Annotated in this window: 7 protein-coding genes; 6 read left to right on the top strand and 1 reads right to left on the bottom strand. The window is 64.5% G+C overall.

Annotated elements, in window-relative coordinates:
* Window positions 1-55: 55 nt before the first annotated feature.
* Complete coding sequence (ltrA, locus tag C722_RS0122195) at window positions 56-1,789, top strand: group II intron reverse transcriptase/maturase (RefSeq protein WP_026084029.1); 1,734 nt, start codon at window positions 56-58, stop codon at window positions 1,787-1,789.
* Window positions 1,790-1,937: 148 nt separating this feature from the next.
* Window positions 1,938-2,807 carry a thioredoxin gene (gene trxA / locus C722_RS0122190; protein ID WP_017642610.1) on the top strand — a complete coding sequence of 290 codons (870 nt, stop codon included), beginning with the start codon at window positions 1,938-1,940 and terminating at the stop codon, window positions 2,805-2,807.
* Window positions 2,808-2,933: 126 nt separating this feature from the next.
* Here the strand turns inward: trxA and C722_RS0122180 are convergent, their stop codons facing one another.
* Entirely contained in the window at window positions 2,934-3,290 is a 357-nt protein-coding gene (locus C722_RS0122180; RefSeq protein WP_017642608.1) for a hypothetical protein, read from the bottom strand.
* Between the two features lie 122 nt (window positions 3,291-3,412).
* Here C722_RS0122180 and C722_RS0122175 point away from each other — a divergent pair, with 122 nt between their 5' ends.
* The 4 genes from C722_RS0122175 to C722_RS0122160 form a co-directional block, all read left to right on the top strand.
* Window positions 3,413-3,964 carry a DUF2796 domain-containing protein gene (locus C722_RS0122175; RefSeq protein WP_017642607.1) on the top strand — a complete coding sequence of 184 codons (552 nt, stop codon included), beginning with the start codon at window positions 3,413-3,415 and terminating at the stop codon, window positions 3,962-3,964.
* A 7-nt stretch (window positions 3,965-3,971) separates the two neighbouring features.
* A complete protein-coding gene (locus C722_RS0122170) occupies window positions 3,972-4,679 on the top strand; it encodes an ABC transporter ATP-binding protein (protein ID WP_017642606.1) in 708 nt (235 codons plus the stop codon).
* Window position 4,680: 1 nt separating this feature from the next.
* Window positions 4,681-5,934 (top strand): ABC transporter permease, encoded by a 1,254-nt coding sequence (locus C722_RS0122165; protein WP_017642605.1) that lies wholly within the window; start codon window positions 4,681-4,683, stop codon window positions 5,932-5,934.
* 16 nt (window positions 5,935-5,950) lie between these two features.
* Window positions 5,951-6,444 (top strand): DUF3299 domain-containing protein (locus C722_RS0122160; RefSeq protein ID WP_017642604.1); only part of this gene is annotated, 494 nt, incomplete at its 3' end.

Genomic DNA, 6,444 nt, shown 5'->3' with positions numbered 1-6,444 from the left:
TTCAACCCCTAGGGGAGAAGTCCGTCCCGAAGGTTACTGACCTGAGGAGGACTGTATGAATACGCAACCAGCAACATCGGTTTCGTCTGCGTCTCCTGACGGCGTGAAGGGCTGGCACGATCTCGATTGGGCCAAGATCCAAATCTCCGTTCGGAAAACGCAGTTGAAGATTGCGCAGGCAACAATGGCCGGTGACTGGCGTAGGGTTAAACGCCTGCAACGGTTACTGACCCATTCGTTTTATGGCCGCTGTATGGCTGTAAGACGGGTGACGGAAAACCGGGGTCGCAAGACTCCGGGCGTCGATGGAGAAACCTGGGGGACGCCTCCAGCCAAGCTCCACGCCGCGAAGCGTCTATCGGAGAAACGAGGCTATCGGCCCAAACCGCTAAAGAGGGTTTGGATACCGAAGCCAGGGAAGAAGGAAAAGCGCCCGCTAGGCATACCGACGATGTTTGATCGGGCCATGCAAGCGCTCTACCTGTCCGCCCTGGAACCTGTCATCGAAAGCACCAGCGACCCGAAAAGTTTCGGCTTCCGGCCGGATCGCTCGACCGCTGATGCGATGGTTGAAATCTTTCAGTTAATGTCGCAAGACGACTCACCTGTGTGGGTTCTGGAAGGTGACATCAAGGGGTTCTTCGACAACATCAATCACGAGTGGCTGTGCCAGAACGTCCCTATGGACAAAAAGGTACTGCGGCTGTGGTTGAAGGCCGGGGTAATTGACCGGCGACACTTCATGGCTACGGAGGCCGGGACGCCACAAGGTGGGATTATTTCGCCCTGTTTGGCTAACGCCACCCTTAACGGTTTGGAGAAGCAGCTCAAAGGTCATCTGGCCAGAAAGCTAGCGGGTACCAACGCCGATACGCCCAGAGTGCATGTGGTGCGATACGCGGACGACTTCATCATCACAGCGGCTACCAAAGAGCTGTTGACTGACGAGGTCATACCTTGGGTCGAGCATTTCCTGTCGGTACGAGGGGTGAGCTTGTCCGAAGAGAAAACGCAGATAACCCACATCCTTCAGGGCTTTGATTTCCTAGGGTGGAATTTCAGGAAATACGTGCCGAAATCGCCTTACCGACGGACCAAGCTGTTTACCAAACCCTCGAAGAAGAACATCTCGACGTTCTATCGAAAGGTAAGGGACATAGTGAGATCCAGTGGGGCTCTGACTCAGGAAGAGTTGATCGGCCGTCTGAACCCGGTACTACGAGGGTGGGCTCAATACCATTCTCAGGCTGTTGCTAAAGCCACCTTCAAGAAACTAGATAACTTGATTTTCTGGTTGCTACGAAGGTGGGCGAAGCGCCGACACCCGAAGAAGCTAGCTACGTGGAGCTGGAACAAATACTTCCATTCCATCGGCGGGCGGAAACAGGTGTTCGCGCATCCCTATAGAGGCAAGAAGGGAGAGAGAAAGTATCGTGAGCTTTATGAGCTAGCGAAGACCGTAATCAAGCGCCAAAAGCGTCTATCAGGCGGGTACCACCCGTACGACGCTGCGCTTGAGCAGAAATGGGAAAAGCTAAGGGTCCAAAGGATGCAGCACAAGCTGCGTTTCAGGAAACAAATCCTAAGCCTTTACCGGCGCCAGAAAGGGAACTGCGCTCTGTGCGGTCACGCGATTACCAGGGAAACGGGCTGGGACGACCACCATGTCATTCGACGGGTGGACGGCGGCAAGGACACTCTGAAAAATCGCGTACTTCTCCATCCCAACTGTCACTCGCTGATTCACAGCCAGCGTAAACAAGTGACTCTGCGACACAGCGGTCTGTAATGATAGGATCGTTAGTCAACGTTGCCGGTCAGCCTCTGGGCTGACTTTTCGTAAGCTTGAGCCGTGTGCTGTGAAAGTCGCAAGCACGGTTCTTAGGGGGCTCCGGATCAGGAATGATCTGGGGCCACCCGCCTCTGCCGAGTCCGCCATGAGCCAGGTCCCCTACATTTTCGACGCTACCCTCGACACCTTCCAGCAACAGGTCATCGACGCCTCCTTCAGCACCCCGGTGCTGGTGGACTTCTGGGCCGAGTGGTGTGCGCCCTGCAAGGTACTGATGCCGCTGCTGGCCAAGATCACCGAGTCCTATGGCGGCGCCCTGCACCTGGCCAAGGTCAACTGCGACATCGAGCAGGAACTGGTGATGAGATTCGGCATCCGCAGCCTGCCCACCGTGGTGCTGTTCAAGGATGGCCAACCGGTGGATGGCTTCGCCGGCGCCCAGCCGGAGTCGGCCATTCGCGCCCTGCTCGAACCCCATGTCCAGGCCCTGCCACCAGCCGAGGAAGATCCGCTGGACGCTGCCCAGGCGCTGTTCGCCGAGGGGCGTTTCGCCGAGGCCGAAGCCCTGCTCAAGGCCCTGCTGGAAGAAGACAACAGCGACGCCCTGGCGCTGATCCTCTATGCCCGCTGCCTGGCCGAGCGCGGTGAACTGGACGATGCCCAGGCGGTGCTGGACGCAGTCAAGGGTGACGAGCACAAGCAGGCCCTGGCCGGCGCCCGTGCCCAGCTGACCTTCCTGCGCCAGGCCGCCAGCCTGCCCGAGGTCGCCGACCTCAAGAGCCGCCTGGCCCGCGATGCCGGCGACGACGAAGCCGCCTACCAATTGGCCGTGCAGCAACTGGCCCGCCAGCAGTACGAACCGGCGCTGAATGGCCTGCTGGACCTGTTCCGCCGCAACCGCGGCTATGGCGATGACCTGCCGCGCAAGACCCTGGTGCAGGTCTTCGATCTGCTGGGCAACGACCACCCCCTGGTCGCCACCTATCGCCGCCGCCTGTACCAGGCGCTGTACTAAGCGTCGGTCGACAACGGCTGCGTCGCCTCGGACGCAGCCTTATCCACAGCCAGGGCCATTCTGGCGCGGTGGACGGCCTGTAGCGTGGAAAACTGCCCAGCGTTCTCCACCAAGCTGCATCCGGCCTCACCCCTGCCAGATATAGAACTGCGCCTCGCCCACCCGCTCCATGCGCACCTGGGGGCTGTGCCTCAGCCGGACCAGCAGCTGCTTGGCCACGCCCAGATTGCCGGTCAGCTTTTCCAGGGCCACGAGGATGTCCGGTCCACTAAGGCGGCCAGCCTGGCTGAGCAGTTTCACCACCTGGTCCCAGAGCATGTCACCGCCCGACTTGGGCCCGCTGGGGGCGGCGACCACCGCCGCAGCAGGCAGGGACGCCGCCGTAGGCTGCAGGGCTGCGGCCAGGCGCTGCCAGTCGGCCTCGTCCAGTTCCACCGTGAGATCCACGGGCTGGCTGCCGATGGTTCCGCGAATGCGTACCATGGTGTTCTCCTCGTCGTGCAGAGGTCCATGCTCCCACAGCCACCGGCCGACGCCAAACCAAGGTTGCAGCGCGGAAAAGCAACAACATAACATAGCGCCTCTCCGTCCACTGGAAGCCCACCATGCGCCTGCCTCTGCTGACCCTTTGCCTTGCTGCCGCGCTCGCCCAACCGGCCTTTGCCCATGGCACCCACGACGACCATGACGAACACGCGCATGGCGCCCTGGGTGCCCATGTGCACGGTGAATCCCACCTCGACCTGGCGCAGACCGATACCGGCCTGGAATTGCAGTGGCGCAGTCCGGCGGCCGATCTGCTGGGCTTCGAACATGCAGCGCGTAATCAGCAGGAACAGGCTGCCGTCGCCGCGCTGCGACAGAGCCTGGAAAATCCCCAGGCGCTGGTAAAGCTGCCCGCGGCGGCCGATTGCCGGCTCACCGAAGCCAGCGCCATCAGTCCGCTGTTCGCCAAGGACGCCAGTGCCAGCGGCCATCTCGACGTGGAGGCCAGCATGAGCTTCAGCTGCAACAAGCCGGGTGCGCTCGACAGCCTGGACCTCTCCGGCTGGTTCGCCCGCTTTCCCAACAGTCACAGTGTCGAGGTCCAGGCCATCGTCGCCAGTGGCCAACAAGGCGCCGAGCTGACGGCCAAGCAACCACAGCTGAAGTGGTGAGACGCCAGTGACCTCCGCCCCCCTGGTCGAGATCCAGGACCTCGGCTTCGCCTGGCCCGGCCAGGCGGAATGCCTGGACATCCGGCACTTCCAGCTGGCACCCGGCGAGGCGCTGTTTCTCGAAGGGCCCTCGGGCAGCGGCAAGACCACCCTGCTCGGCCTGCTGGGCGGCGTGCAACGGCCGAGTCGCGGCCAGGTGCGCCTGCTCGGTCAGGACCTGGGAGCGCTCGCCACCGCCCGGCGCGACCGCTTTCGCGTCGACCACACCGGCTTTCTCTTCCAGCAATTCAACCTGCTGCCCTTTCTCTCGGTGCTGGACAACATCCTGCTGCCCTGCCAGTTCTCGGCACTGCGCCGCGCGCGTGCCCGTGCGCGGCATGGCGATCCTCAGGGCGCGGCCCTGACCCTGCTCCGCGCCCTGGGACTGAGCGATCCCGACCTGCCCCGCCGTCCGGCCCGCGAATTGTCCATCGGCCAGCAGCAGCGGGTCGCCGCCGCCCGCGCCCTGATCGGCCAGCCGGAACTGGTGATCGCCGACGAACCTACCTCCGCGCTAGACAGCGACCACCGCGATGCCTTCCTGCGACTGCTGTTCGCCGAGTGCGCCGCCGCCGGCGCCGGCCTGCTGTTCGTCAGCCACGATCGCAGCCTGGCAGGCCATTTCGACCGCCACCTCACCCTGGCCGAGCTCAACGCCGCCCGCCTGGAGACCTAGGATGCCCCTGCTCCAACTGGCCTGGGCCAGCTTGCGCAATCGCCGCGCCACCGCCCTGCTCACCGTCTTCACCATCGCCGTCTCGGTGGCCCTGCTGCTGGGCGTCGAGCGGCTGCGCACCGAGGCCAAGGCCAGCTTCGCCAACACCATCGCCGGCACCGACCTGGTGGTGGGCGCCCGCTCCGGCGCGGTCAACCTGCTGCTCTACTCGGTGTTCCGCATCGGCAACGCCACCAACAACATCCGCTGGGAGAGCTACGAGAAGCTCGCCGCCGATCCCCGTGTCGCCTGGACCATCCCGCTGTCCCTTGGCGACTCCCACCGCGGCTACCGGGTGCTGGGCACCGACGGCAACTACTTCACCCACTATCACTATGGGCGCAACCAGCCGCTGCGCCTGGCCCAGGGCCGCCCCTTCACGGACGTCTTCGAGGTGGTGCTGGGCGCCGAGGTGGCCAAGGCGCTGCACTATCAGCTGGGCGATAAGCTGGTGCTGGCCCATGGCGTCGCCACCATCAGCCTGACCGAGCACAGCGACCATCCCTTCACCGTGGTCGGCATCCTCGCCCCCACCGGCACTCCGGTCGATCGCACCCTGCACATTCCGCTGAGCGGCATGACCGCCCTGCACCTGGACTGGCGCGGCGGCATGCCCGGTCCCTCGCTGAGCGACGCCGAGGTGCGCCAGCGCGATCTTACGCCACAAGACCTCACCGCCGCCCTGGTCGGCCTCAAGAGCCGGGTGGCCACCTTTGCCGTGCAGCGTGCGGTCAACGACTACCGTGGCGAGCCGCTGCTGGCCATCCTGCCCGGGGTGGCCCTGCAGGAACTTTGGGGCCTGCTCGGCACGGCGGAACAGGCGCTGCTGGTGATGTCGCTGTGCGTGGTGCTCACCGGCCTGGTGGGCATGCTCACCGCGCTGCTCGCCAGCCTCAACGAACGGCGCCGGGAAATGGCCATCCTGCGCTCGGTGGGAGCCCAGCCGCGCCACCTGTTCGGCCTGCTGCTGGCCGAGGCCCTGGCGCTCACCCTGGCCGGCTGCCTGGGCGGGCTGGCGCTGCTCTATGGCGCCATCGCCCTGGGCCGCCCCTGGCTGCTGGCGGAATACGGTCTGGCATTGCCGCTGGACTGGCCCTCGCTCTACGATGGGCAACTGCTCGGCGGCATCCTGCTCGCCGCCCTGGTGCTCGGTTGCATCCCAGCCTGGCGCGGCTGTCGCCAGGCCCTCACGGACGGGTTGTCCGTGCGCTTGTAGACGAGGCTTCCACCCCATGCGCCTGGCGCTTTTGCTGTTGCTCTGCTGGCTGTCCTGGGCCCAGGCTGAACCCCGCCAACTCGCCTGGCGCGAACTGGTACCGGCCGATGCGCCGCGCTTCAATCCCGGCAGCATCGACCACGGCCTCGGCGAAGACGGCCCCGCCGCCAGCCAGCCCTGGCCGGATGCGCCGACGGTTGCCGCCCTGGATGGCCAAGAGGTGCGCTTGCCGGGCTATGTGGTGCCGATCATGGTCACCGACGAGGGCGAGGTCACCGAATTCCTGCTGGTTCCCTACTACGGCGCCTGCATCCATGTGCCGCCCCCCCCGGGCAACCAGATCGTCTACGTCAAGGGCAGCCATGACCTCTGGCTGTCCAAGCTGCACCTGCCCTACTGGGTGGAAGGCCGCCTGGGCGTGGGCAGCCAACGCAGCGAGGTGGCCGTCGCCGGCTACTGGCTGCAGGCCCAGCGCATCCAGCCCTACATCCTCAAAGGCGATGGCTCCTG

It is taken from the genome of Pseudomonas sp. 313, from assembly GCF_000316965.1.
In the GTDB taxonomy this organism is placed as follows: Bacteria; Pseudomonadota; Gammaproteobacteria; order Pseudomonadales; family Pseudomonadaceae; genus Chryseomonas; species Chryseomonas benzopyrenica.
This window is presented reverse-complemented; position numbering and strand designations above follow the sequence as displayed.